Consider the following 24,309-nt stretch of genomic DNA (forward strand, 5'->3'; position numbering starts at 1 on the left):
GGTACTATGACAGCATTAGAAAATGTTATTAATAGAGGAGATAGTAAGGGAGAGCTACGAAATTTAATTTTATTTTTACTAGGAAAATCTATATCAGTATTTGGAAATGCAATCTTTAATTTTGCAATGGGACTGTTTGTTTTACAGAAGACAGGATCAGGTTTAAGTTTTGCGATAACTTTAGTATTGGGAACAATACCTATGGTGATTGTGAATCCATTTGCAGGGGTACTTGCAGATCGTTTTGACAAGAAAAAACTGGTGGTGGGAATGGATCTATTAAACGGGACATTACTAATGAGCTTCTATCTCCTCACGATGCTTTGGGGATTAAAAATTAGTATGATCTATATTAATACATTTTTAATGTCCATCTTTACAGCTATATTTGCAATTAGCATAGAGACAGCAAAACCTAATATCGTAACTAAAAATAAATTAATGAATTTAAATGCTGTTAGTAAAATTGTTGATTCAATTACTGGAATTTTAGGTCCAATGGTGGGAGGGATAGTGTTTGCCTTTATAGATATGCGATTATTTATTCTCTTTAACGCAATATCCTATCTATTCTCTGGCGTTACGGAATTATTTATTGATTTTAATTTTAATATTGACAGTAAACCAGTAGAAAATAAAAGTTATGGTATTGTTAAAGATATTAAAGAAGGATTAAGATACATTTTAAATAGCAGTACCCTAATCCCTATTTTTAGCGTTTTTTTTCTCTTAAATTTCTTTATAGGTTTTTCTATAACAGTACCTTTACCTTATATTATTAATAGTGTATTGATGTTGGAATCTAGTTATTATGGAATGATCCAAGCTATGTTTCCTATAGGAATGATTGTTGGTGCACTGGTGGTTAAAAGGTTTTCTAAGGAGATTCCTTATATCATACTATTACGCAGAATGAGCAGGATATTAGCCCTTTGCATGATGCTATTGGGGATACCGGTATCTATCAGTATGAAGTTTGGGGGACACGTCTATTTAGGATATTATAGTATCCTTTCTTTAATCATGGGGGTATCTATTTCTTTTATTGATATACCATTATTTTATCAGTTGCAGACTATGATCCCAAGCCAATATCGAGGGAGAGTCTTAAGTCTAGGAATGAGCGTTGCAAAGGCCATTTTACCAATTGCATTAATATTGTCGGGAGCAGTAATAAATAAATTGCCACCATGGGTTTTACCAGTAGGGGGAGGAAGTCTGTTTTTAATTCTTAATTTACTAATGGTAGGTAATAAAGCTCAATATGAAGCTACTAAATAAAACTACTAAATAAAACTACTAAATAAAACTACTAAATAAAACTAAAGTCTGAGTGTTTAAGTTGATTAATAAAAAGGATTTAAAGACCTATTTGTAGAATATGGAAACGTTAAGATTAATAAATTTAAGGAGAATTATAATGAATATGAAAAAATTATCTAATTCGGCTAAATTTGTTTTATTATTAATTCCATTATTAATAGGCTTTCTAGTGAATAGGGACAGTGTCCTTATGACATTCTATCTTAGGTTTTCTAGAATTTTTTCAATAATATTACTTATTTTATGGGGATGGGTAGGTAGCCTTTTCGCTCAATCTGAAAACAAAATAAAAAGTTATATGATTGGAAATAGCCTATGGGCTTTAGGGTTAATGTTGTACATTTGGCAATATATAATTAAAAGTGAGCAAAGTATGAATTTTATCATATTGATCTTATCACAACTTTATGTAGTATTTGTACTGCCTACTGCAGTATTAATTATGAAGATTTTTACCTCTTCCATTAATGGTATTCATGCAATAATCCTATCCTATGGATTGATGATAGTCTCCTTTTCAATTGGTTTCTTTTATAGGGTGAAAAATTAAAATTTATGTATTAAATTTTAATAAAGGATAAATTAGAGGAGGGAAAGTTATGAATGAAATGATAAACCAATTAAAAAATAGAAGATCTGTTAGGCAATTTGAAGAGAGAGACATCGAAGCAGAAAAGAAAAACGAAATTATTAACGCTGCCTTCGAAGCACCAACAGCAGGAAACATGATGCTCTATACGATATTAGATATTACTAATCAAAAATTAAAGGAAAAACTAGCGGTAATTTGTGATAACCAGCCCTTTATTTCAAAGGCTCCCTTGGTATTGATTTTTCTTGCAGATTATCAACGATGGTATGAAACTTTTGTCTTTGAAGGATGTAATCCACGAAAACCAGGCGAGGGTGATATCTTACTTGCCTGTGCTGATGCTATTATTGCTGCCCAAAATACAGTAGTAGCAGCAGAATCTTTAGGGATAGGCTCTTGCTATATTGGTGATATTTTGGAGCACTGTGAGGCGGTAAGAGAGTTATTAGGTTTACCAGATTATGTAATACCAGCTGCTATGCTAGTTTATGGATACCCCACAGAGGGACAAAAAAATAGAGTAAAACCACCACGCTTTGAGAAGGAATATATCGTTTTTGAAAATCAATATAAAAGTATCAGTAAAGAAGAACATGAAGAAATGCACCGTATTAGAAATGAGAAAAGGGGTTTTACTGATAAAAATATCAATGAAGATATTAAGGCTTTCTGTAATCGTAAGTACATGTCAGCCTTTTCATTAGAGATGACTAGATCAGCTTCAGAATATTTAAAGAAGTTTAGATAGCGGCATGAATAACTATCCTTTTAAGTAAAGCTGAGAATTTTTTTACCTTTCATCTTTTTGCTTTTCTATTAAGTTATTCCAATAATAGGCAGGCATATTTTTTCGTTGAAGTTTTGGGTTATGGCGCTCTTTTATAGATAGATTAGCAAAATACTCTTTCCATAGGGATTGATAGATTTTTTCGCTTTGATCTAGTTGGGGGCTAAAATTGGAATCTAAATCTGTAATTACCCACTGTCTATCAAGGCAAACAGATGCTAATTCTCTTTTTTTATCATGAATCATCCAATTTAATTCCCCCATTCGATCTAAGAAATGGGGGGAAATTAACCCTGTAATATTATACTTTGGTTCGATTACTGCATAATAAAAGTCACCTACCAGCTGCTGAAATCGTACCAGACCTAGCATCCAATGCTTTTCTTTCTTTACCTTTAAACAAATTTTATCGACTGCCATTACTCTATCATCCAATAAGTTAGACTCTATAGAAGCACCAATCTTCCATCCTAAACGCAGGTATTGATAGATGATTGTAGCCGCTTCCTCTTCCTCAGATAAATAGACATGGTATACGTTTCTTAAAGCCTTATGGGAAATTTTACGATAGATGGATTCGTATACCTTTTCAGATTTTTCTAAATCTGTTTCTATTGTATAGGTTTGATCTAATAAATTAGGTTGAAAAATTTTTTCGGTGATTATTTTATCGGGTTTGTCCTTTAAATAATAAGATTGATAGATTGCAGTTAATAAGCCTTCAAAACTTCCATCATAAAGATATATCGTCTTCAATGAAATCTCCCTTCCTATGGAAACATACTTATAGATCTACTAATTATGATTATAGGGCATAAGATCGGTAAAAAAGGAAAGTTGATGACTTTGCCACGAAGGAGTAGATCTTTTGACTGGTTTATAAAGTAGACTTTGTCTAATTAAACCCTCCTTAACATCTATACCTCCATAATATTTACCTTGACAGGTTACAAAGAACTTTGTTCTTTTTAAGACAACTCCAATCTTCTTAAGGCCATCGTAGCTGATAGGAGCCAATTTTCTTGCTGCAATAATTCTTTGAGCCGATTTTACACCAATGCCGGGTATGCGTAGTAGCATCTCATAATCTGCTCGGTTAATTTCGATAGGGAAAAGATGGATGTTTCTTAAAGCCCAGGTTATTTTAGGGTCCAGTTCATGATCAAAGTTTGGCTGGGCTTCAGTTAGAAGCTCCTCAGCAGAAAAACCGTAAAATCTTAATAACCAGTCGGCTTGATAAAGTCTATGTTCCCTTATAGTGGGTGGGTTAATCATCTCTGGAAGTTTTGGATGTTGAACCACCGGCACATAGGCAGAATAATAAACCCTTTTTAAGTTGAATTTATGGTAGAGACCTTCTGTTAATTGCAGAATTTTGTAATCGTGGTCAGCTGTTGCCCCTACAATTAATTGAGTACTTTGGCCAGCAGGAACGAAGGAACTAACTTTTTTAAATTGTTTTTTCTCGTCAATCGTTTGGATAATTTTACGATTAATTAAGCCCATGGGCTTGAGAATGTTCTCCTTCTTTTTTTGAGGGGCCAATAGCTTTAACCCTTCGCTAGAGGGCAACTCTATATTAACACTCATTCTGTCTACATAAAGGCCTGCTTTAGCAATTAAAAGCTCATCTGCACCTGGAATTCCCTTAAGATGAATATATCCATTGAATCGATAATCCTCCCTTAGAATTCTTACAACTTCAGTAAGACCCTCCATTGTATGGTCTGGGTTGCGGGTAATTGCAGAACTAAGAAAAAGACCTTCAATATAATTTCTTTTATAAAAATTGATGGTTAAATCGGCTACTTCCTTAGGCGTGAAGGAAGCCCTGGGAATATCATTAGTGATTCGATTAACACAATAAGCACAATCGTAAACACAGTCATTGGTATACAGTATTTTTAGAAGTGAAATACAACGACCATCATCAGTCCAGCTATGGCAAATACCACTTACCGCAGTACTGCCAATTCCACCAGATTTATGTTTTCTATTACTACCGCTGGAGGAACAGGAAACATCGTATTTAGCTGAATCTGCCAAAATTTTAAGTTTTTCTTGAATATCCATTATACCCCTCCATGATAACTTGCTTTTACCTATTGTACCACAAAAGAAGAAAAAATAAAACGTATGTTCGGTATTTTCTTAAATAGATTCAAGTAATTTTAATTGACTAGAAGGACTAAAATGAAAAACTAAAATGAATACTAGAATAAAAATTAAAATGAAACTAAAATAAAAACTAAAATACTAAAATGAAATTTTAATTGTGTATTCGTCAAAAAAGCTCCCTTCTATTGAAAAGGGAACTTTTTAAAACCTTCTCTAAATTAGTGTAAAAATCTTGGCCCATATGATAATATCTACCTCTAAACCTTAGAATAGCATATCCCTCTTGGAATTCTTCATAATCATACATTTGAAATTCATTGTCTAGCTCATCTTTCTTGTTAATTGTTAGAATGTAAGCAGTAAGAAGCTTTTGATCATCATTGTGAAATGCTAGTTTATAAGAAGAAGTCATACTTTTAACATTAGGTTTTTTTCGACCTAGAAGGCTATCTGTATCCTCTAATAAAGAACTAGAATCAACTAGAAAATTCTTTTCATTATTTAAAGAAGTCACTTCTACTTGATTTGATAAAAAAACCTGTGAAATAACTGAGCTTCGGTGGATTGTAAATACTTCATAGGAGTAAACGATAAATAAAGTTAAAATAATAATAACGATAATCTTTTTATTTAGTTTTATAGCTAAATATAAGCCAATAAGAAATAGTAATAATGTGTATATTATCGGTAACCAGTTCATCTAAATCCCCCTTATGTAATATAGATCAGATTTGGGATTGTTATAATACTACTATTAATAACGATTAGCAATTTTATCAATAATTTAATGCTCTAATACTATAATCTTTTAGTTAATTTGCATCTAATATAGTTACAGATTTAACAATATGTTCCCCAAAATCCCTAGCCTTCTCTTCAATACCCTCAACCCTCAGAATCGCTCCCAAATCATTAGCAATCTCCATTATGGCAAAGTAGGGGGGGAGATAAAAGCCTTTATTAATATTTAGAGCATCAATCAACTGCCTTGCAATAGAGTCAGAGCCAGAGTTGCCAGAAACAATGACTGCAAAGATGGCTTTATCATAGAAATCCATGATCCGATACAGCGTGGTTAAACGATTAATTACCGCCATTAAGTTAGATGAGATAGAATCATTATAGTTAGGACAAATCCATACTAAGGCATCTGCCTTTTCGATGGTGGGTAATATTGTTTCTGTCATCACACCACCATAAAAACAACTGCTCTCTTGGGCAAACTGCATACAGGTTTTATAAGAACAGCCATAACAATCAAAAACAGAACCATTTTTAATATAAAGTTCATCCAAGTTGCAGTTGTTTAAACTTTCAGTAACCATATTCCAAAGAGATAAAGTATTAGAGGTAGCACGAGAACTGGAATGAAGGGCTACAATATTTGGATTTTCTATCTTTTTGTAAGCAAACTGAGCTAAACGTGCCCCCAATTGGCCAGAAAGAGATAGTGAAATTTCTTCAAGGGATAAATTAAGTCTTTTCTGCCATGTCTTAAAGTTTTTTAACCCGCCAATAGCTTCTACTAGAGGATGCCCTATAAAACTACACCCCAGTTGATTAGCCATAAAAATGATATGGGCAGCAGTACTCTTTGTATATAGATCACTTTTACTATGGACCAGTAAAGCCCCTACAGAACCCAGTAATGCATCATTCCCCCTACTAGAGAGGACAGATAAAATTTTTAGTAGGGATATATTAAATCCTAAGCTTCCCAGTTCAATAGCAAATAGGATTTTTACATTTTGTAAGTTAGGAAGCTCAGTTTCATCTTTTATAACACGAAATTTATGCCCTTTGGTAGCCGCCTCCATCATATTGATTAACTGGGGAGAAGGCTCCCCAGCCATAATTACATAAATCATAGGAGACTCCCCAGTTTGTTATAAGTAGTTTGTAGTCGTTCCATCAGTTGTGAAGGTAGGGCTAACCTTTCCACCTCAGTACCAGAGGGAAGTAGACGATTTAACGCCCCCATGTAGACCCCACCCATATAGGTAGCACTATAATGCCATTCTCCCCTAAGGGTGGCTAAAATTGATAGAGTACCAGAAGAAAGGGCAGGGGCAATATAAGGTTTAAAGCCAGTTTCCCTAACAGCTAGATTAGCTGTTCTTGCTTTTTCAGTTAAATATAAAGACAGTTGATGGTTATAGTTTTCTATACTGTCGGCAATAATTAGATCCTCCCCATGGGGGCCAAAGGCTCTACCTTCCTTAATATAATGTTTTGTATCTTCTCGACGGTCGGCATAGTATAAAGCTCTAGCATTCATCACCCCTAGTCCATAGCCCCTAACTTGCTCTGGAGCTAGACCCTTTCCATCGAAAAGACCTTCTTCATTGGTGTTACTTGCAAGATAGACAGATTTACAAAGGAGATCTACAGGGTCAGATACCACAGCAAAAATCCCTTTATATCCTGCTTTTCTGGCTAAAGCGCCATAGGTGTTAATGATTTTGGCGTTCTCTTCAAATTGAACCATTCGTACATCAACCTTTTCCTCACCGATGGCAGGCACCCTAGCAGCAATACAGAAAAGAAAGATGTCGCAATCAAAAATTTCCTCTTCTTTTAAAATCTTTACCTCAGGCATGTTAGATGCTTGAAAGCCGTCAATCTGATTAATTTCATATTCCCAACGCTTTAACTTATCCATTGTTCGATCATAAATACCAATCTCTCTAAGGGTATCAAAGCCCAATAGTCTTAAGCCAATTAATAGGGTTCCTCCAACATCCCCCAATCCAGCAATATTAAGTCGCCATTTCTTGGGTAGGGGATTACTTAAAACCTCCTGCCAATCTTCATAGAGGGTATTAATGGACATCACTTCACCATTACTAATCTTATCTAGAATCCATTGGGGCAAGTCATGACTTACTTCGTCCTCCTTTAGAAGAAGGCTTAAGTCCTCCTTCTGAGAAAAGATTAGAGATGGGCTAGAAACCGAAAAACTCCGTCGGGCAGGGGCTTCTACCTTCTTAAGAAGGTATATTATTCCTCTATGGCTTTTTGCCACCTCCTCCCTAATCTCTTTCAATTGGGGGTAGTGGTCTAGAGAAAAAAGAATTTTATCCTGTAATAGATAATAATACATGTTAATCCCTCCTAGTTTCGCTGGTGATGATACTATACTCTAAGCGCTTTGCCAGCTCTAAATCATTTTTTAAATAACTTGATGGATTTAAACTTAGGTCATATTGTACATTTTCGCCGTGATCAGGGCATCTAGGGTATAACAATACCTCATTTAGTGAAGATAGATTGAGTCGACGTTCATTTAATTTTTGGTATTCTACTTCTAAAACCTGTAGAATGTCAATGGCATTTTCAAGAGAAACCTCAGATAAATTGTAAATAGCTTGGTTAGATACTCCTTTAATAAAATAAGGCGATGTATAGGGGACAATCAAATTAATAGAGGGAAGAAGATTACCCTCAGGATAAACTCCCCGCCAAAGGGTATCGCCACCAATAAAGGGATATAAGTTATTTTCATTAAACCAGAGATTCAACTTAGGAATAAAATACGCACTGTCCACCTCTCTATCCTGAATTTCCATTAACTCTTTACCCCTACCAGAAAGAATTCCCACCAAAATCTTTTTAACTTTAACATTTTCTTTTTTTAGTAGAGGGTCTAAGGCCTTAATTCTGTAACCTTTATTTAATATATCATCTACTAAAATAACAGACCTATTAAAAGAATGGATCATTCTAATTTGATGCTCTAAATCTAGATAATAGGGGTATGGTCCAATTGTAAAACCCTTCATATCAGGATAAAATAATTTTTCGGTGTGGAGGGACTTGGTGACGGTATTGGGAACGATTGATCTATTCAAAATATTTCCAAAGGGAACACACATTAAATCTCCTAATTTCCTTGGGTTAGTAGGAATGGGAGAAACACCATTTTCCTCACAGATTTTTCTAACCAAGGTTTCCTCGATAATACTACGGTCAAAAGACAGGACAAGTTGACCGGGGTATAATTTGGTTAAGGCAGCTTGAAGTCTTCTTCTAGTACGATCAATAACCTTTTTTACATTTCCATTACTCTTAAAGGGCTCTTTAATAACGGCTTCAAGATCAAGGTTAAGGGTACAAGGGTTAGTCATATTTACCACCATAATTGGCATACTTTCTCCATGGGGAGGTAATGTTTCAAAACCATGTAAAGTTAACATCTCCAACAAGTCATCATCAGAGTAGCCATCTACGGTATTTCTAAAAATGCCATAACCAAAATCATTTCTTAAGCAATAGGTTAAGGTTTCTGTTAAGATGATTTGATGTAGAGAACTTACGGCTGCATACTCTTTAACAAAGAATCCATCAAGAGAAATGATTCTACCACTATAATTATCTCGAATAATTTCAGTTATTTTGCTATTCTTAAATTCTTGATAAATCTGATCTGAAGGAATCCAATGGAGGGCTGAATAAGCTAATAAATTCCTCTGATCATGGATATCTCGAATGACAATCAAACGACCATCGGGTTGCTGACAAATCCTTTTAAGTCGATCTACTGCTTCATCTACTTGGTAATGAAAGCTAGAAGCAATAAGATGAAGGAAATCATCATCACAACCTTCAATAATATCGACACTAATAGAGATGGTTTGAATAATTGACTTGTACTGAGGTTCTTTTTTATACAAATTGTTTTTATAAATATATTTTTGAGCAAGGGGGTCAATAAGTTTAGAAATATCCCGATTCTCATCAATATAATTACGTATTTGAGTTGAGCTAATATCCTCGTATTGGGGAGGCAAGTTTAATCGAACAACTGGTGCTATTATGTTGGAAAGAGCCTCGTCCAATAATTCGTCATATTCTTCTTGTTTCTCCATTTCCCGTCTTTCGAAAACAATATGGGGAAAATGGTGAATTGAGTCTTCTTTGGGTGGTAGTTGATAGGCAGAGGCATTAATTACAACATCTCCCCCAACAACAATATAAACATCATCGTTATTAAGATTTTTTCTAAGCTCCATTAGATCCACAGGATTAGAAATATTAGTGGGAAATTCTTCAGGATATAAATAAATGTCCATTTCATCAGCAATAGACTTATTAATAATATTTTTTCTAATTAGATTAGGTTGAGTTCTTTTAGACCATGAAAACTCATCAACTGCTAAGTAAACTTCAAATCCTATATCCCTTATTGCCTTAGATATCTCTTTATGACCAAGGGTAAAAGGGTCAAAGGTGCCGGGGAAAAAAGCTTGTTTTTCTGGTACCTTTATGATAATCTCTCCGTATTTAAATGAATAGTCGGAGATAAACCTATAGATATGATTTAAACCAGAAGAATTAGTCAAAAACAATAACTGGTTTTCCTCAGATTCAGATAAAAGGGAAAGAATCTTTTTTGCAATAGATTGAAATATAAGATACTTAACCGTTAAAGGTAATTTTTTAGAACCAAATAAATCTTTACCGATAACACTAAAGGATATTTGCCTGATCTGTTGATCATCATGAACAAGTCCATTTAGTAAAATACCCAGAAGTTGAGATTGACGTCTTAAATAATCAGTTTCTGTTTCTTTAAATCGCTCTCGATAACTAGGATAGTTGGTGATGATAATCCCAATGGTCTTTAATAAAAGAGACTTAATTTGGTTAGTGGATTGACGAGTCTTTTCCTCTAAGTCGTCGATTATTTCGTCTAATTCATAGGGTTGTAGATAAAGAAGAATAGCCCCTAGATAATTTGGTATATATTTAGTGTACTGATAACCTTCTATTTCTAAGGCTCTTAATAACTCTATGGCTACATCATTTCGTTGTTCAATGGGTAGGTGGGGAAAGAGCTTTATTAACGCTTTACCAGCAGCATTACGAACACTTTCGACTGCACTTACCTTTAATAAATTACAAAAATGCATAGCAGTATATAGACCACTAACACTTTTAAATTCTAAAGTATATTCTAAAAGAATTTTAACTTGTACTTTTTTAGTAACCCAATTGGTGGCAGTTTTTAAATTACTTAAAAATATATCCGATAATCTTTCCATGTCTCGATAGCATAGGCTTGAATAATGGCTGATGGTATCAGGATCAAAGGAAAGACTCTGGGCTATTTTATATTTAAGGTAATTTTCTGCCGGAAAGTGGATGTCATCATCCTCTTCTAGCATATGTACAATTTTTTCCATTAGACAGTTATTGGTTTGAAGATGATTAACAAGGTAGTTAATGGCATCTAAAGAAGCTACTTTTAAATCTTTAATGGTACTAGACAAACTAGTGGAAATATAGTCGCAAATCACTTCTAAAGATTTTAAGTCATCTTCTATAGGTATATATTTAATAATGTCTAAAAGATAAATATTAATATTTGTTTCATAAAAGGTTTTTTGAGTGTAATATTTTAATACAATTTCACGATATTCTTCAACGGGCTTGCCCTGACAATTTGCAAATACTGATGTAATGAAAACCTTCATACTATAGCCCATCCATTGACGATGGAGAGGAATCATCTGATGGGGTGGTTTAATAAATAGTTGTAAATACTCATCTAAAAGCTCAAAACTAGTAATATAGGCAGGTGCTAATGTTACCCCTTCTGGAATCTCCTTCCGATAATCCTCATCAAACATTGTAATTAAGCTACCCATTAGTTCAGCACATTGTCTACGGATATCCTCTTCAGGATGAATTAGTTTTTCATATAAGAAACGAAGAACAATAATCTTTTGTTTTTGAGTTAAATAGGTGGAGTATTCTTGAAATACATCTAGATATTCCCGTAAATTTCTTGGATCCTCTTCACTTCTTGCCACCTCTAAAATTTCGTTTAGAGAGGTTTCAGTTCTAAATTGATGCATTAAATAAATATTATGACGTATTGCAAGAAATTTTAGGTTTTCGGTAACTTCTTTACTTTTCATTAAAGAATAGTATTTTTTCTTATGTGTATGTTGGTCGGGTGCAGGTAAATCAGGATTTGTCTCTACCCCCAAACTAACCATATAATCTTCAAAATCCTTTAATTTTCCATAGACACGGGTGTAGCGTCTTTCCTTTGCATCATCAAGATTATCTAATTTGTTTAAAATTACATCAAAGGAATCCTTTAAAGTAAAAATCTTCATCTCATACTTGTTATTTTCATTTAAATCATTTTTTACCCTAAAGTCTGAATAGATTAAAATTAATGATTCGAGGGATAAGTTTTCTAACTCTAAATCCCAAACAGAATGATTTAGGGCAACATTTCCAATATGGGTAATCCCTCTGCTTTTAAACCATAAATCTGTATAATAGTAGTGAAGATAGGCAACTCGTTTACCTTCCCAGCTTCTACATCCAAATTTACCTAGGTCGTGGCCAGCTGCTGCACCAGAAACCCTTCCTAAATCGATGGGAACCCCAGCATTAAACAACTGCTTTCCAATAAATAACGCAAGATGGTGGACACCAGAAATATGGTCTAATGTATTGTGGTGAAGAACCTCTTGATTAAGCTTCATCATCTCATAAAGAAACTCTTTTTCAAAAGCCGACTTAAAGTGGCGATATTCCTCAGAAACATGATAGAAGATCTCTTCTTTTTGAGTTAGAAGTTTAAGTGGAAATCTTTGAATAATTGAATCGCCATCAACTTCTTGTTCAAGCTGACAAACTATCTTAAGTACATGAAGATAGACTAGGCACCCTGCTGATAATTCATCCTTCAATTCAATTTCCACAGATTTAGGAAAAGACCTACTTAAAGTAAATTGATAGATATAATAGAGGGGATTTGCAGGTATTTCACCCTTCCATAATTCAGCTAAAATATCATGACAAAGGGTGTATACTGCTTGGCAACTATAATCGCCTTTATTAGCAATATAAGATATTTGATGAATGAACTCTGCTTCCTCTATTTGGGACCTAATAAAAGATGGATCGAGCTTAAGCTCATGAATTAATTCTCTTTGAAGTAGTTGACTACAGACATTCTGATAGAGTTTTCTAGGTGTGACCAATGTTGATCCCCCTTTCATAAAAATTTCTTCCACATAGTTTCATTATATCCTATCAGGAAAATAATAATAAAGAAAGTTTTTAATATTATTATAAATACCCTTTGTTTTAGATAATTGAGGAAATTGCATAATTAATATTAAATTTATATTAATGCAAAATGAAAACTTCGCTGTTTAGTGTTCAATGAGTAATAGATTATTTTATCAAGGAAATTACTCATTTCACAATGCACGACTCAGCTTTCACCTTTGCATAAAACGAATATAAATTCAGATTCATGGTATTATGCAATTTCCTCAATTAAATTGGTTTTAGAGAATTAATTTCAGGGTAAAGAAAAATTAGAGATTGCTCGTTAATATATTAAGAAAAATTCATTTTTTTCTTTGTAAAAATTATTTATTATTTTCCATTTTTAGGGTATTATTATAATACTGTCTATGAAAGGAACAATTTATAGATTAGAAACGTCTAATAGAGGGAGGTGATGGTTTTATGTTTAAAAAGGTAAGGGGACTAATACTTATATGTATTTTAATGTTATTATTTACAGCTTGTACAATATTAGATGGTAGCAAAGCTTCCCTTGATCATCCAAATATAAGAGGTATTATTACTAATATCCACCGAGATGCATCTGGAAACATCTTAAGTATTTTAGTTGAAGGAGAAGCAACGAAAGAAACCGATTATGATAAAGCCACCATAAGTTTTAGGGAAGAAACGACGATCTTAGAAAATGATGAAAATATAACATCGGATGATCTGTTTATTGGATTAACAGTAGAAGCATGGCTAATGGGACCAGTGGCTGAATCTTACCCTATTCAAGCAGCGGCTGAAAAAATAAAGGTAATTAATATTGAGCAAAAAGTTACCTTAGATTTCAGTCCCATAAAACCAGAAATCCTTAAACCAGGAAAACCTGAGGATAGTTGGCTATTAGAAGGTCTTATTGACTTTTCATGGCAATATGATGACCGAATATTAGAGGTATATCTTTATAGAAGAGATTTTGAAGAGGATCCTTTAGGTCATGAAATTTTCGCTTTTTTACAGGATGAAAATGACATGTATGAAATTGGTTTAGTGGCTAATTACGGCATAAGAAGTCTTGGAATAGAGCTAGATGATGTAACCCATAATGGAAATAAAGAAATTATTTTAGAGGGAAGTTTAGGTGCAACCTATGTAGAAACCAAAATTATAGGGCAAGATCATGAAGGGAACTGGGTATTATGGTTATCGGGAGGATCCTATAATCATATTGACCTTGATGGAAATGGTCAGATGGAATGGGTAGCTACTTCCAGCGGTAGTTTACCACCCTATGTTGTTATTTATCGTTGGAATGGAGAATCCTTTGAGTGGGCAGATGTAAGTGCCGCAGTAGGTGGTAACTATGCTAATTTGATTCAAAAGAATAATGAATGGATTCTAGAGTCTGGTATGTGGAAATTAGATCACTATGCAAATGAATTTGTGATTAATAAAAGAAGCTACGTATTTAGGGAAGATTATTTAATTAATGGGTTTGATAATTGACAAAATTCACTGGTTTGTGCTACTATATTTTAAGAATATGTGTCTACCTTTAATTTGGTCCAGAGAGGCCAGAAAGGAATGAGAGCCATGATTAGAATTAATGGACTTTTTTGTCATACCAATATAAAAATTTATTCAAAGTATAATCTAGAGGAACGAAAAGAAGGGTTTTAACACCTCCTTTTTGTTGCTCTTTTATTTTGTCTAAAAACATTCCTGTAGACCATGCTAATCATAAATTAGAGGGAGGAATTTAAAATGCAAATTTTAATTAAAGCAGGTAGAGTAATTGACCCTTCTACCAAAACCGACGCTATTATGGATTTATTAATCGAAGACGATAAAATTAAAAAAGTAGGTAATGATCTGGAAATAAAGGTAGATCGAGTAATTGAAGCAAAAGGGAATTGGGTGGTACCAGGTTTAATAGATATTCATGTTCACCTAAGAGAGCCAGGTTTTCAGCATAAGGAAACTATTTTAACGGGCAGTGAAAGTGCTGCAATGGGAGGATTTACAACAATTTGCTGTATGCCCAATACAAACCCAATCATCGATTCAGTTGAAATTGTAGAATATATCAATAAAAAGGCAGAAGAAGCTAATCTAGTTAATGTTTTGACCATTGGCAGTATCACTAAAGGCCAAAGGGGTGAGGTGCTGTCGGATATTAGGGGAATGAAAGAGTTTGGAATATGTGGAATCAGTGAAGATGGAAAAACAGTAATGGATGAAAAGTTATTTGTTGAAGCACTACAAAAAGCAAAGGAAGAAAACCTATTAGTTTTTTCCCATTGTGAAGATCATCAGTTGGCAGCAGATGGGGTAATGAATGAGGGTAAAGTGGCCGATGAACTAGGTTTAAAGGGAATTCCACCCGAAGCGGAGGATAAGATTACCTTAAGAGACATCAACCTAGCTAATGAGATTGGTGCAAAATTACATTTGTGCCATGTCAGTACTAAGGGTGCAGTTGAGATTATTAGAGAAGCTAAAGGAATAGGTAAAAAGGTAACAGCAGAAGTATGTCCCCATCATTTTATCCTAACCGATGAAACAGTAAAAGTAATGAATGCTGACCCTAATGCTAAGATGAATCCCCCTTTAAGGGGAGCTGAAGATGTAGAAGAAATAATTAAAGCTTTGAAGGATGGAACAATTGATATAATAGCCACCGACCATGCCCCTCATCATGCTGATGAAAAGGCTTTAGGGTTTGAAAAAGCCCCCTTTGGTATTGTGGGTCTAGAGACAGCCGTAGCTTTGTCAATTACAGCTTTAGTGGAAACAGGCATTTTAACACCAATGGAATTAATAGAAAAGATGAGTACTAACCCTGCAAAGTTATTGGGTTCTGGTGGAAGCCTAAAAGTAGGGGAATCAGCAGATATAACCATTATTGACCCTATGGCAAAGTATAAGATTGACGTAGCTAAATTTGTATCAAAAGGTAAAAATAGCCCCTTTCATGGGAAAGAAGTAAAGGGAAAAGTAGCGTATACCATTGTTAAAGGAAAAGTTATTGTAGCCGAAGGAAAGTTAGTATAAAGAACGTTAATATTAAGTGTTATGAGTTTATCTGTAATTTTCAAAAATAACATTAAATTAGAGGGGGAAGAAAGATGATTGACTTACTAATTGAAAAGATACAAGAAAAGGAAAATCCAACGGTGGTTGGTTTGGACCCAAGACTAAACTTTATTCCAGAATACATTAAAAAAGAAGCTTATGAAAAGTACGGAAAAACACCAGAGGGGGCAGCAGAAGCCATCTATCAATATAATCGAGAATTAATTGATGCTATTTACGATATTGTTCCGGCGGTTAAACCCCAAATAGCCATGTACGAGCAATATGGTGGGGCAGGAGTTGACGCCTATATTAAAACCATCAAGTATGCCAAAGAGCAGGGTTTGGTAATTATCGGGGACATTAAGCGAGGCGACATATCCTCTACAGCAGAAGCCTATTCTAATGGGCACATAGGTAAAGTAATGGTAGATGGCGAAAAATTTGAAGTTTATCAGGAGGATAGTATAACTATTAATCCTTATCTGGGCTATGATTCTATTGAACCTTTTATTCAGGACTGTAAAGACTACAATAGAGGATTATTTATCCTTGTAAAAACCTCCAACCCTAATAGTGGACAGATTCAAAATCTTAAAGTAGATGGAAAAATGATTTATGAAATTATGGGGGAAAAAGTTGCTGAATGGGGTCAACAGCTAATGGGGACTAAAGGCTACAGCAGTATAGGGGCAGTTGTTGGGGCGACCTATCCAGAGGAAGCAACGAAACTTAGAAAGATTATGCCTCATACCTATTTCCTAGTACCAGGTTATGGCGCCCAGGGGGGAACCGCAGAAGACTTAAAAGGTTGTTTTAATCAAGATGGATTAGGAGCAATCATTAATTCTTCAAGGGGAATTATCGCAGCCCATCTAAAGGAAGAAAATAAAAAGAAATATCAAGAAAAAGAGTTTGCCCAAGCTGCTAGAAATGCAGCTATCGAAATGAAGAAGGATTTACAAAGGGTAATTGGGTAAAATAATAAGAAATTTCTAGATGCTATCAAAAATGTTGGAGAGAAAATGCTCCAACATTTTTTATGTATTAAGAGGTTAACTGTAAAGTAAGGGGGTTATATAATAATGTAAGCAGGATAAATAAAACAAATAACGAAATAAATAAGAGATAGTAAAGGAGGTGGATTACTATAAATATATTAAGAAATATAGAAAAATTTTCTAAAACCTTAAAACCTACTTTTGTTGAAATATTAAAAGAAGCTAGAACTTGGATACAAATGTTTACCCTGTTAATATTGATATACCTATTAAATTTATGGTTTTACCCATTTTTGCCTAATGCAATAGGAAATGCTAGGCGAGCAGCTATAGTTGTAGTTGTTGTGGTTTTTATCTGTACCATCATTGAAAGAGGTATTAAGAAAATTAATGACTAATCAATACACATTCAATCTGTCTACCATGAAGGCTAGCATATCACCACAATTCTAGATTTTTACTTTATTTTAAATCAACCCTTATTATGATTATTGTCGTGGATCACTTGGTCTATTACAATTACTAAAGCCAGCATAAATGGTTGATCTTCTTTATCGTCAATTTCAGCCATATATGAGTCGCCAAAGGAGACCCATTTCTTGTTTACAACAGCTACGGGTCTACCATCCTTTAAGATTTCGAAATTATGGCCGAAAAAATTGCCTGATATTGTATAATTGCCCGTAATGCTACTGATATTAAACTTAGGTTTAAAAAAAGTAAATTCTTTTTTAACCTTTGCTAAATGTTTAGTGCCCGAGAAAATATGATACTCTGGCAGGAGTTTAAAAATCTTTTGTTCAATATAAACTAACTCTTGATTTTTGTTTTAACAATGATACATACACTATATAGTACAAAACCTTTAAGTTATTACTAGATAGTATATATTTCATGGGATTTGTAGTTTTGACACCCTAACCATTAAGTTTAAAGTCAATTATGGAATTTCTTCAAATATATAAATATCCTTTACAATCCCCTCCACCTATGATAATATAATTTGAAGAGTGTGAGTCTACCTTTAATTTGGTCCAGAGAGGCCAGAAAGGAATGAGAGCCATGAAAAATCTTAATGGATTTTTTTGCTGTACAAAATTACAGTTGAATACTAATGCAGACAACATGGAAACAACGGCAATAGCTTCAATAATACCGTTGCAGTTTCCTATTGTTGTTCCTTTGCTAATGAATATAACCAGAGCAATTGAAAGAAGATTGAATAAATCCTCTTTTGTTGCTCTTTTTGTTATGTCTAAAAACATTCCTGTAGACCACCTTAAAACATACTAGTCAAACAAAATACTAAGAAGAGGTGAAAAACATGAAGGCAACATTAATCTTAGAAAATGGCCAAAGGTTTCATGGAAAGGCTTTTGGTCATGTTAAAGAGACCGTTGGAGAAGTGGTTTTTAATACAGGGATGACAGGTTATCAAGAAGTACTAACAGACCCCTCCTATACAGGACAAATTGTTACCATGACCTATCCCCTAATCGGAAACTATGGAATAAATTTAGGAGATATGGAATCAGCAAACCCAAAGGTAAAAGGATTTATCGTAAGAGAAAGGTCTGAAATGCCCAACCATTGGAGATGCGAAATGGATTTAGACGGATATTTAAAGGAAAGTCGTATCATGGCGTTAGAGGGAATTGATACAAGGGCTTTAACAAAAATTATTCGTAATCATGGAACAATGAAGGGGATTATTACAGTAAGAGAATTAACAGAAGCTCAGATTCAAAACAAGTTTGATAGCTTCCATAATACCAACGCAGTAGAAGAAGTCACAACTAAAGATATTTATGAGATCGCAGGTGAAGGGAAGCATGTAGCAGTATTAGATTTCGGAGTAAAAGCAAATATCCTTCGCTCATTACAAAAAAGAAATTGTCGATTAACGGTTTTTCCAGCCTTTACATCAATGGAAGAAATCCTTAAGGTAAATCCCGATGGAATTCTATTATCCAACGGCCCTGGAGACCCAAAAGATATACCCCAAGTGGTAGAAACGATTAAAGGTTTATTAGGTGTCAAGCCAATCTTCGGTATCTGCTTAGGGCATCAATTACTCACATTAAGTCTAGGTGGAGATACAGAAAGGCTTAAATTTGGTCATAGGGGATGTAATCATCCAGTTAAAGACTTTATCAATAATCGAGTTTATATTACCTCTCAAAATCATGGATATGTAGTTAATGGTAAGAAATTACCCCAAGAGGTAACTGTAACCCATATCAACATGAATGACCAGACCATCGAGGGGATTGCCCACAAGAGATTACCAGCCTTTAGTGTACAGTTTCACCCAGAGGCAGCACCAGGGCCAAGGGAAAATGACTATTTATTCGACCGTTTCATGAAGATGATGGAGGAGGAAGCGACATGCCAAGAAATCATAGCATAAAAAAAGTACTAGTAATCGGTTCGGGACCAATTGTAATAGGGCAGGCAGCAGAGTTCGACTATGCAGGGACCCAAGCCTGCCAAGCCCTTAAAGAAGAGGGAGTAGAAGTAGTATTAATTAATAGTAACCCAGCCACCATCATGACAGATCAAGAAATAGCCCATAAAATTTATATAGAGCCCTTAACAGCAGAATTTATTGAGAGGGTAATTGCTAAAGAAAGACCCGATAGTCTGTTGGCAGGAATGGGAGGGCAAACAGGCCTAAACCTTGCTGTAGAGCTTCATGATAAAGGGATATTAGAAAAGTATGACGTTAAAATCATTGGAACATCCATCGAAGCCATTAAAGAAGGTGAAGACCGAGAAGCCTTCCAACAATTAATGGAGAGAATCAACCAACCGATGGTAGAAGGAAAAATAGTCACTTCCTTAGAGGAAGGAGTAACCTTTGCTGAAGCCATTGGTTATCCCGTAGTTGTACGACCTGCCTATACCTTAGGGGGTACCGGTGGGGGAATCGCTGAAGACCAAGAAGGATTAAAGGAAATCTTAGCCCAAGGATTACAATTAAGTAGAGTAGGTCAAGTATTAATAGAGAAATCAATTAAGGGTTGGAAGGAAATTGAGTATGAGGTAATTAGAGATAGCCAAGGGAACTGTATCACCGTATGTAACATGGAAAATATAGACCCAGTGGGGGTCCATACAGGGGACAGCATCGTGGTGGCCCCTTCCCAGACCTTAACCGATAAGGAATACCAAATGCTAAGAAGCGCCTCCATTGATATTATTAATGCTATAAAAATAGAGGGGGGCTGTAATGTACAATTGGCCCTTAACCCAAAGAGTCATGAATATGTAGTCATCGAAATCAACCCAAGGGTAAGTCGTTCTTCAGCTTTAGCATCAAAAGTAACAGGTTATCCCATTGCAAAGGTAGCGGCGAAAATTGCCTTAGGCTATGGACTAGATGAAATTATCAATGCTGTAACAGGAAAAACCTTCGCCTGCTTCGAGCCAACATTAGATTATCTTGTGGTTAAAATCCCTAAATGGCCCTTCGAAAAATTTACTGGAGCAACAAGAAACTTAGGGACAAAGATGATGGCAACAGGAGAAACAATGGCCATTGCCAATAATTTTGAAGCCGCCCTTTTAAAGGGAATACGCTCTTTAGAAATTGGACAATACAACTTAGAGAGAAAGTCGTCTAAAGAAAGAAGTTTAGAGGAACTAAAAAAGAGAGTACAGGTACCAGATGACGAAAGAATCTTTGATATTGCAGAAATGCTAAGAAGAAACTATCGAATTGATAAGGTTTGCGAAATAACAGGTATGGATGCCTTCTTCATTGAAAAACTAAGAAATTTAGTGATGATGGAGGAAGAATTAAAAGTAAGGAAATTAGAGAATTTAACAAAGGAGAAGCTACACCAACTAAAGAAAAAAGGTTTTTCTGATAAGGGAATTGCAGATTTAATGGGAGTTAGTCCTCAAGAAATCTACCAATTAAGAAAATCATTAGGAATACAGGCCGTATATAAAATGGTAGATACCTGTGGTGGAGAATTTGATGCCCTATCCCCTTACTACTACTCAACCTACGATGAAGTTGATGAAGTAACAGTCTCAAAAAGTAAAAAAGTAATGGTAATCGGTTCTGGTCCAATCAGAATTGGTCAAGGAATTGAGTTTGACTACTGCTCAGTCCACAGTGTACTAGCCTTAAGAAAGCTAGGCATAGAAACCATTATTGTTAATAATAATCCAGAAACCGTCAGTACCGATTTTGATATTTCCGATAAGCTTTATTTCGAGCCATTAACAGAGGAAGATGTCCTGAACATTGTAGAAAAAGAAAGGCCAGATGGAGTAATTCTACAGTTTGGGGGGCAAACAGCCATTAAATTAGCAAGCTTCCTTGAAGAAATGAAGATCCCAATACTAGGGACTAAGCCAGAGCAAATAGATGCTGCAGAAGATAGAGAGAAGTTTGAAGCCCTATTAGAAGATTTAAACATTGCAAGACCAAAGGGGAAGGCTGTATGGAGCATCGAAGAAGGTGTGAAGGAAGCAGAGAAGATCGGATACCCTGTATTAGTAAGGCCCTCCTACGTTCTTGGGGGACAAGGGATGGAAATTACCTACGGAGAAGATGAACTAAAGGGATATCTAGAGGAAGCCTTCAAGAAGGATCATAAAAATCCAGTATTAATTGACCGTTATTTAATTGGTAGAGAAATAGAGGTAGATGCCATCTGTGATGGTGAAGATATCTTGATTCCAGGGATCATGGAGCATTTAGAGCGGGCAGGAGTCCATTCGGGAGATAGTATCACCATTTATCCAAGTCAAAATATTAGTGAAGAAATAGAAAAGAAAGTAATTGAGTATACAAAAAAGATATCCCTAGCCTTGAAGGTAATGGGAATGATCAATATTCAATTTATTGAGTTTAACAATGAACTATATATCATCGAAGTAAACCCTCGATCCAGTAGAACAGTACCTTATATTAGTAAGGTAACAGAATTGCCTGTGGTTTCCTTAGCAACAAGGGTGATGTTGGGGGAAAAAATTAAGGACTTAGGCTATGGAACTGGGGTGTATAGAAGGTCAGAAATTGTTGCTGTAAAAGTACCAGTATTCTCTACAGAAAAGCTACCAATGGCAGAAATTAGTCTTGGGCCTGAAATGAAATCTACAGGAGAGGTTCTAGGGGTAGGAAAGACCTTTGAAGGGGCAGTTTACAAAGGTATGGTGGCAGCTGGACTAGGTCTACCAAAGGAAAATGGGACTATACTAGTGACCATTAAGGACTACGATAAAGAAGAGTTTCTTCCAATGGCTAAAGACTTCATCGAGATGGGATATCAGCTGATGGCTACCCACGGGACGGCAGAATATCTAAAACAGCATCAGTTGCCTGTTACAGAAGTTAAGAAGATTAGTGAAGGAATACCAAACATTCTAGACATCATCAGAAGTGGTATGATCGACTTAATCATCAATACACCAACAAAAGGGAAGGATCGTGTAAGGGATGGCTTTAAAATTAGAAGAACAGCGGTGGAATCTTCGGTAAAGGTACTAACTTCTCTAGATACGGTGGCAGCTATGCTAAGGGTAATGAAGTATAACTTAAAGGATGAAGACTTGAAGGTAATCAATTTGGGGGTGAAGGAATGAAGAAGAAGCATATAGTTGAAATTCTTCTAAATGAAGAGATTGCACCTAATAATTATAGGATGGTTTTATCTGCAAAGGAAATTGTAGAAGAAGTAGTGGCAGGGCAATTTGTTAATGTCTATTGCAACAAGGGGGAGCTGTTGCTTCCCCGCCCCATCAGTATCTGCGAGGTAAATCGAGAATCGGGAGAGTTAACCTTAGTCTATGCAGTTGTAGGAAAGGGAACAAAGGTAATTTCAGAAATGAAGGTGGGGGAAGACCTGCAGATTATTGGCCCCCTGGGCAGAGGATTTATGATATTGGAAGATGAGGAAGATGAGGAAGAAAATCAAGAGAATCCAGTTTATCTAGAACATTTAATTATAGCGGGGGGCATCGGTGTACCTCCTATGGTGGAGCTAGTGAAAAACCTTAAAGGTAATGTAACGGTACTATTGGGCTTTAGATGTAACCCTATTTTAGAAGACATCTTTAAGAAGTACGGCGCAACAGTCCATGTGGCAACAGAGGATGGTAGTGTTGGTTTAAAGGGTAATGTGATGGATTTAATTAATCAACTAAAACCAAAGGCAGACATGGTCTATAGCTGTGGACCGAAGCCAATGCTAAAGGCTGTGGCCCAATGGTCTAAGAAGGAAAATATTGCAACACAAATATCTCTAGAAGAAAGAATGGCTTGTGGTATTGGTGCTTGTCTAGTTTGTACCTGTAAGATTCAGAAGGAAGAAGAAACCGATTGGGAAAACAGAAGGGTCTGTAAAGATGGTCCAGTATTCTGGAGGGATGAGGTGATTTGGGATGAGTAAGGTAGATTTAAGGGTAAATATTGCAGGTGTAGAATTAAAAAACCCAGTGATGACAGCTTCAGGTACCTTCGGATCTGGAATAGAGTATAGTGAATATGTTGACTTGAATCGGCTGGGGGCAGTGGTAACTAAAGGAGTTGCCAATATTCCTTGGAAGGGTAATGCCAGCCCAAGGGTAGCAGAAACCTACGGTGGAATGTTAAATAGTGTAGGCTTACAAAACCCAGGAATAGAGGAATTTATTAAAAAAGACATCCCCTTCCTAAGACAATACGATACTAAAATAATTGTTAATATCGCAGGAAGAACTGTCGAGGACTATTGCTCGGTAGTAGAAAGATTAGCTAGTGAAGATATTGATTTATTAGAGTTAAACATTTCATGCCCCAATGTAAAGGAAGGTGGCGTTTGCTTCGGTACAGTCCCTAGCATGGTGGAACATGTCACGAAAGAAGTGAAAAAATTTGCTAAGCAGCCTTTAATCGTAAAATTAACTCCCAATGTTACAGATATTGTAGAGATTGCTAAAGCCGCTGAAGCAGGAGGGGCCGATGGCATCTCACTAATTAATACCCTTTTAGGCATGGTTATTGATATTCATAAAAGAAAGCCAGTACTGGCAAATGTGGTAGGAGGACTTTCAGGCCCTGCCATCAAGCCCGTAGCAGTTAGAATGGTTCATCAGGTGGCTAAAGCCACAAAGCTTCCTATCATTGGGATGGGAGGCATCATGACGGGGGAAGATGCCATTGAATTTATTCAAGCAGGGGCTACAGGGGTAGCTGTAGGAACAGCCAACTTCATCAACCCAAGGGCAACCCTAGATGTGCTGGAGGGTATTGAGAATTATCTAAATCAATATGGTGAAGAGAAGATCGGTGATGTTAGAGGTATTATCTAGAAAATTAATATAAAAATACTGAATGTAGTATTTGAGGGTTTCTACACAATTAAACAGAA

17 protein-coding genes and 1 pseudogene are annotated in these 24,309 nt (G+C 35.4%); 10 read left to right on the plus strand and 8 right to left on the minus strand.

Annotated elements, in window-relative coordinates; genetic code table 11:
- Window positions 1-6: 6 nt before the first annotated feature.
- From T335_RS0105230 to T335_RS0105240, 3 genes are all read left to right on the plus strand, one after another.
- Entirely contained in the window at window positions 7-1,281 is a 1,275-nt protein-coding gene (locus tag T335_RS0105230) for an MFS transporter (RefSeq protein ID WP_026476602.1), read from the plus strand.
- 139 nt (window positions 1,282-1,420) lie between these two features.
- Window positions 1,421-1,873, plus strand: coding sequence for a hypothetical protein (locus T335_RS22480; RefSeq protein ID WP_026476603.1), 453 nt, complete (start codon window positions 1,421-1,423; stop codon window positions 1,871-1,873).
- A 49-nt stretch (window positions 1,874-1,922) separates the two neighbouring features.
- Entirely contained in the window at window positions 1,923-2,663 is a 741-nt protein-coding gene (locus T335_RS0105240; RefSeq protein ID WP_026476604.1) for a nitroreductase family protein, read from the plus strand.
- Window positions 2,664-2,705: 42 nt separating this feature from the next.
- Here T335_RS0105240 and T335_RS0105245 read toward each other — a convergent pair whose 3' ends face one another.
- The 6 genes from T335_RS0105245 to T335_RS19935 all read right to left on the minus strand — a co-directional run bounded on the left by T335_RS0105245 (window position 2,706) and on the right by T335_RS19935 (window position 12,826).
- Entirely contained in the window at window positions 2,706-3,458 is a 753-nt protein-coding gene (locus T335_RS0105245; RefSeq protein WP_242837253.1) for a TIGR03915 family putative DNA repair protein, read from the minus strand.
- Window positions 3,459-3,497: 39 nt separating this feature from the next.
- A complete protein-coding gene (locus T335_RS19930; protein WP_034327781.1) occupies window positions 3,498-4,775 on the minus strand; it encodes a putative DNA modification/repair radical SAM protein in 1,278 nt (425 codons plus the stop codon).
- A 211-nt stretch (window positions 4,776-4,986) separates the two neighbouring features.
- Entirely contained in the window at window positions 4,987-5,520 is a 534-nt protein-coding gene (locus T335_RS0105255; RefSeq protein WP_026476606.1) for a hypothetical protein, read from the minus strand.
- A gap of 112 nt (window positions 5,521-5,632) precedes the next feature.
- Window positions 5,633-6,688 carry a flavodoxin family protein gene (locus T335_RS0105260; protein WP_026476607.1) on the minus strand — a complete coding sequence of 352 codons (1,056 nt, stop codon included), beginning with the start codon at window positions 6,686-6,688 and terminating at the stop codon, window positions 5,633-5,635.
- Window positions 6,685-7,923, minus strand: a complete 1,239-nt coding sequence (locus tag T335_RS0105265; RefSeq protein WP_026476608.1) for a lactate/malate family dehydrogenase — start codon at window positions 7,921-7,923, stop codon at window positions 6,685-6,687. Before T335_RS0105265 ends, T335_RS0105260 begins: the two co-directional genes overlap by 4 nt.
- Before the next feature lies 1 nt (window position 7,924).
- Window positions 7,925-12,826, minus strand: coding sequence for a nucleotidyl transferase family protein (locus T335_RS19935; RefSeq protein ID WP_242837254.1), 4,902 nt, complete (start codon window positions 12,824-12,826; stop codon window positions 7,925-7,927).
- Between the two features lie 496 nt (window positions 12,827-13,322).
- Between T335_RS19935 and T335_RS19940 the strand changes: the two genes are divergently transcribed.
- The 3 genes from T335_RS19940 to pyrF all read left to right on the plus strand — a co-directional run bounded on the left by T335_RS19940 (window position 13,323) and on the right by pyrF (window position 16,921).
- The gene (locus T335_RS19940; protein ID WP_034327786.1) at window positions 13,323-14,372 is read left to right on the plus strand and encodes a DUF3221 domain-containing protein; all 1,050 of its coding nucleotides are present in this window, start codon (window positions 13,323-13,325) and stop codon (window positions 14,370-14,372) included.
- Between the two features lie 258 nt (window positions 14,373-14,630).
- Window positions 14,631-15,920: a dihydroorotase gene (locus T335_RS0105280; RefSeq protein WP_026476609.1), complete on the plus strand. Its 1,290-nt coding sequence runs from the start codon at window positions 14,631-14,633 to the stop codon at window positions 15,918-15,920.
- Window positions 15,921-15,994: 74 nt separating this feature from the next.
- Window positions 15,995-16,921, plus strand: a complete 927-nt coding sequence (gene pyrF / locus T335_RS0105285) for an orotidine-5'-phosphate decarboxylase (RefSeq protein ID WP_026476610.1) — start codon at window positions 15,995-15,997, stop codon at window positions 16,919-16,921.
- Window positions 16,922-17,414: 493 nt separating this feature from the next.
- Here pyrF and T335_RS22810 read toward each other — a convergent pair.
- Both T335_RS22810 and T335_RS0105295 read right to left on the minus strand, forming a co-directional pair.
- Window positions 17,415-17,750, minus strand: a pseudogene (locus T335_RS22810) (LURP-one-related/scramblase family protein); the annotation flags it as partial.
- 145 nt (window positions 17,751-17,895) lie between these two features.
- A complete protein-coding gene (locus tag T335_RS0105295) occupies window positions 17,896-18,207 on the minus strand; it encodes a hypothetical protein (RefSeq protein ID WP_026476611.1) in 312 nt (103 codons plus the stop codon).
- Window positions 18,208-18,266: 59 nt separating this feature from the next.
- Here T335_RS0105295 and T335_RS0105300 point away from each other — a divergent pair, with 59 nt between their 5' ends.
- The 4 genes from T335_RS0105300 to T335_RS0105315 are packed head-to-tail and all read left to right on the plus strand — an operon-like array spanning window position 18,267 to window position 24,250.
- Window positions 18,267-19,352, plus strand: a complete 1,086-nt coding sequence (locus T335_RS0105300) for a carbamoyl phosphate synthase small subunit (protein ID WP_026476612.1) — start codon at window positions 18,267-18,269, stop codon at window positions 19,350-19,352.
- Complete coding sequence (gene carB, locus T335_RS0105305) at window positions 19,331-22,543, plus strand: carbamoyl-phosphate synthase large subunit (RefSeq protein WP_026476613.1); 3,213 nt, start codon at window positions 19,331-19,333, stop codon at window positions 22,541-22,543. The genes T335_RS0105300 and carB overlap by 22 nt, the downstream gene beginning before the upstream one ends.
- Window positions 22,540-23,349, plus strand: coding sequence for a dihydroorotate dehydrogenase electron transfer subunit (locus T335_RS0105310; protein WP_026476614.1), 810 nt, complete (start codon window positions 22,540-22,542; stop codon window positions 23,347-23,349). The genes carB and T335_RS0105310 overlap by 4 nt, the downstream gene beginning before the upstream one ends.
- Window positions 23,342-24,250 (plus strand): dihydroorotate dehydrogenase, encoded by a 909-nt coding sequence (locus tag T335_RS0105315; protein WP_026476615.1) that lies wholly within the window; start codon window positions 23,342-23,344, stop codon window positions 24,248-24,250. The genes T335_RS0105310 and T335_RS0105315 overlap by 8 nt, the downstream gene beginning before the upstream one ends.
- The last annotated feature ends 59 nt before the right edge of the window (window positions 24,251-24,309 follow it).

Origin of the sequence: Alkaliphilus transvaalensis ATCC 700919, from assembly GCF_000621485.1 — a bacterium.
Taxonomy (GTDB): domain Bacteria; phylum Bacillota; class Clostridia; order Peptostreptococcales; family Natronincolaceae; genus Alkaliphilus; species Alkaliphilus transvaalensis.